This window comes from Dickeya sp. CFBP 2040 (assembly GCF_012273755.1).
GTDB classification, from domain to species: domain Bacteria; phylum Pseudomonadota; class Gammaproteobacteria; order Enterobacterales; family Enterobacteriaceae; genus Dickeya; species Dickeya poaceiphila.
Map to the genome: position 1 here is coordinate 1 of NZ_JAAVXH010000065.1, position 889 is coordinate 889.

Annotated in this window: 1 rRNA gene; it reads left to right on the plus strand. The window is 54.7% G+C overall.

Going from position 1 to position 889, the window contains the following annotated elements:
* Positions 1–889: ribosomal RNA gene (locus Dpoa2040_RS08470) — 23S ribosomal RNA — on the plus strand; the annotation flags it as partial.

The window sequence follows — 889 nt, forward strand, 5'->3', positions numbered from 1 at the left end:
CGAGTCTTAACTGGGCGTTAAGTTGCAGGGTATAGACCCGAAACCCGGTGATCTAGCCATGGGCAGGTTGAAGGTTGGGTAACACTAACTGGAGGACCGAACCGACTAATGTTGAAAAATTAGCGGATGACTTGTGGCTGGGGGTGAAAGGCCAATCAAACCGGGAGATAGCTGGTTCTCCCCGAAAGCTATTTAGGTAGCGCCTCGTGAAGTCATCTTCGGGGGTAGAGCACTGTTTCGGCTAGGGGGCCATCCCGGCTTACCAACCCGATGCAAACTGCGAATACCGAAGAATGTTATCACGGGAGACACACGGCGGGTGCTAACGTCCGTCGTGAAGAGGGAAACAACCCAGACCGCCAGCTAAGGTCCCCAAGTCATGGTTAAGTGGGAAACGATGTGGGAAGGCCCAGACAGCCAGGATGTTGGCTTAGAAGCAGCCATCATTTAAAGAAAGCGTAATAGCTCACTGGTCGAGTCGGCCTGCGCGGAAGATGTAACGGGGCTAAAACCATGCACCGAAGCTGCGGCAGCGACACTATGTGTTGTTGGGTAGGGGAGCGTTCTGTAAGCCGTTGAAGGTGGCCTGTGAGGGCTGCTGGAGGTATCAGAAGTGCGAATGCTGACATAAGTAACGATAATGCGGGTGAAAAACCCGCACGCCGGAAGACCAAGGGTTCCTGTCCAACGTTAATCGGGGCAGGGTGAGTCGACCCCTAAGGCGAGGCTGAAAAGCGTAGTCGATGGGAAACAGGTTAATATTCCTGTACTGGGTGTGACTGCGAAGGGGGGACGGAGAAGGCTATGTCATCCGGGCGACGGTTGTCCCGGTTTAAGCGTGCAGGTGGGTGGACCAGGCAAATCCGGTCTGCTGTGAACACTGAGGCGT